Origin of the sequence: Actinophytocola sp., from assembly GCF_045807065.1 — a bacterium.
Taxonomy (GTDB): Bacteria; Actinomycetota; Actinomycetes; order Mycobacteriales; family Pseudonocardiaceae; genus Actinophytocola.
This window is the reverse complement of sequence record NZ_JBJMIE010000531.1, coordinates 1-2,815: the sequence shown is the minus strand read 5'-3', so window position 1 is coordinate 2,815 and position 2,815 is coordinate 1. Positions and strand designations below refer to the sequence as shown.

The window sequence follows — 2,815 nt, the reverse complement described above, 5'->3', positions numbered from 1 at the left end:
GGCGACCCGGCCGAGCTGCTCCGCGATGGCATCACCTACCACATGGGCGAGTGCGCGGAGATGCGTGACCACCTGGAGTGGCTGCGTGGCAGCGGGGCCCGGTTCTACGGGATGGACGTGCCCGACTCCGCCGCGTCCGTGCGGCCGGCCGTCGAGGTCTGCCTCGCGTTCCTCGACGACGCCGACCCCGCCTACGCCGCGTCGGTCCGCACCGGACTGCTCCCCCTCCTCGACTACCTCCCGGGCGACCGCACCGGCCTGGCGTGGGCGGCGCCGGCACTGCACGCGTACCTGGCGCTCGACGCGGGCGTCCGCAACGAGCTGACGGTCCGGGTCGGCGAGCTGGCCGAACGCCTGCGGGCGCAGCGCGTCGTCTACTCGACCGCCACCAGCCCGGAGCGGTTCGAGCCGGCGTACCGCTGCGCCGTCACCGCCCGGCACGCCGACGCGTTCCTGCAGGCCATGGCCTCGGCGCCGGCGCGCACCTACGCGGGCGCCAACATCCGCGACGCGGCGATGGCCGAGAACGTCGAGTGGATCCTGGGCCGCGAGGAGCGGATCGTGGTCGCGGCCGCCAACGGGCACGTCCAGCGCTGGCCGTTCTCGGCGCCACCGGTGATGCCGGTGGGCATGACCACCCTCGGTGAGCACCTGGCCGCGTCACTGGGTGAGCGGATGGTGGTCATCGGCTCCGCGTTCGGCGGTGGGACGCTCTACCTCCACCGCCCGATCCCGGACGGCCCGCCCGGCCACACCGAGGTCTTCACGCAGGACGTGGCCGCGCCCGCCCCGGAGAGCCTCGACGCGCTCCTGGCCACCGCGGGCCTCCCCCGGTACCTGCTCGACCTCCGGGAGGTCCCCGCGACGGGTCCCGTGGCGGACGCCTTCGCCGCACCGACGACCGTCATGACCGGCCTGCAACCCACCCCGGTCGACCCGATGACCGCCTTCGACGCGGTCGTCTACGTGGACAGGGTGAGCCCCTGGCACACGTTCCGGTGACCACGCCTCGAGAGACGTCCGGCACAGCGGCACCGGGGGCCGCACCGCCACGGACATCCGTAAAGGCCCCGAAATAAACCCGTAGTCTCCGTGATTTTCCGCCCGATCTGGTCACACAGAGGTACGTGGCGCTCGCGTGTCCTTGATTTGTCCTGAACCTGGAAACTCAGAAGGCCGTCTCCTCGATCACGGACATGTTGGGTTAATCTCCGGCTCAACAGGGGACACGCTCCGCGCGGGGAAGAAAATCGGGGGGTTCAGCAGATGAGCACAACCCAGGAAACACATTCGGTCGCACGTGCAGATGCACATCCGGCCCGGGTGTTCGTGTCCTACGCGCACGACTCGCCCCACCACCAGCGGCTGGTGCTGCGGTTCTGCTCGCTGCTACTGCGCCTCGGCGTCGACGTGCGGGTCGATGAATGGGACACCGACCTGCGGCGGGACTGGTTCCTGTGGATGATCGACCAGTTCCGCAGCGCCGACTTCGTCATCGTGGTCGCCTCACCCCAGTACCGCGCCGCGAGTGACGGCACCGGGCCGGCCGACAGCCACCGCGGGGTGCAGACGGAATCCGCCGTTCTGCGAGATTTCCTCTATCTCGACCGCGCCACCTGGACGCGCAAGATACTGCCGGTAATACTTCCCGGACGGTCGGTGAACGAGATTCCGCTGTACCTCCAACCGCACTGCGCCAGCCATTACCAAATTCCGCGCATCAACCCCGCCGGCATGAAAGAACTGGTCAGGGTGCTCGGCGGTCCCCGGGTGCCGGCCGCGGCGGAAGATCCCGCACCGGCACGCCGGTGGCACCCGCCGCCCGCGGTGTCGACGCTGCCGCGCGGCGTGCCGTCGTTCACCGGGCGGGACGGCGAGGGCGCGCAGCTCGGCGCCCGCATCGTCGTGGCCGACGACCGGGGCGCCACCGCCGTCCACGTCGTGACCGGCATGCCGGGTGTGGGAAAGACCGCGTTCGCCGTGCACGTGGCGCGCAGGGTCGCCAGCCGGTTCCCGGACGGGCAGCTGTTCCTGGAGCTGCGCGGGCACGCCGCGGGCCGGTCGCCGCTCGCGCCGTTCGAGGCGCTGCGGTCGCTGCTGCTCACGATCGGCGTCGCGGAGCGGAACATCCCCTCCACGCTGGACGACCGCGCGCGGATGTGGCGCGACCGGCTCGCCGGCCGCAAGATGCTGCTGGTGCTCGACGACGTCGTCGACCACGACCAGGTCCGCCCGCTGCTGCCCGGCACACCCGGCTGCCAGGTCGTGCTCACCAGCCGGCGGCGCCTGCCGGGGCTGGAGGACGCGCAGCCGCTGCCGCTGACGGTCCTGCCCACCGAGCACGCCGTCACGATGTTCCTGAAGCTCGCCAACCGCCGCGCCGCCGACCACGAGCGGCACCGGATCTACGAGCTGATCCGCCTGTGCGGGTACCTGCCGCTCGCGATCGGCCTCGTCGCCGGCCGGCTGCGCAGCCACCCGTCCTGGGATGTGCCGTACCTCACCGAGCAGCTCGTGTCCGCGCCCGACCGGCTCGCCGAGATGCGGGCCGACGACCTGAGCGTGTCCACCGCCTTCGAGCGGTCCTACCGCGACCTGCCCGAGGACGCGGCCCGCCTGTTCCGCCGGCTGTCCCACCACCCTGGCACCGACTTCGACGTGTACGCGGCCGCGGCGGTCAGCGGCCGGGATCTGGACTCCGCGCAGCGCCTGGTCGAAACCCTGTACCTGCACCACCTCGTCGAGGAGCCCGCGCCGGGCCGCTACGTGCTGCACGACCTCGGCCGGCGCTCCGCGCGGCCCCTGCTCGCGCGGG

At 72.0% G+C, this 2,815-nt stretch carries 2 protein-coding genes and 1 pseudogene; all 3 read left to right on the top strand.

All coding sequences use genetic code 11. The annotated features are described in order from the left end of the window. Positions 1–1,002 (top strand): erythromycin esterase family protein (locus ACJ73U_RS31100; protein ID WP_407781293.1); only part of this gene is annotated, 1,002 nt, incomplete at its 5' end. Between the two features lie 264 nt (positions 1,003–1,266). Beyond that, a pseudogene (locus ACJ73U_RS31095) lies at positions 1,267–1,677 on the top strand (SEFIR domain-containing protein); the annotation flags it as partial. A 57-nt stretch (positions 1,678–1,734) separates the two neighbouring features. Beyond that, positions 1,735–2,815: NB-ARC domain-containing protein (locus tag ACJ73U_RS31090; RefSeq protein ID WP_407781294.1), on the top strand; the 1,081-nt coding region annotated here is incomplete at its 3' end.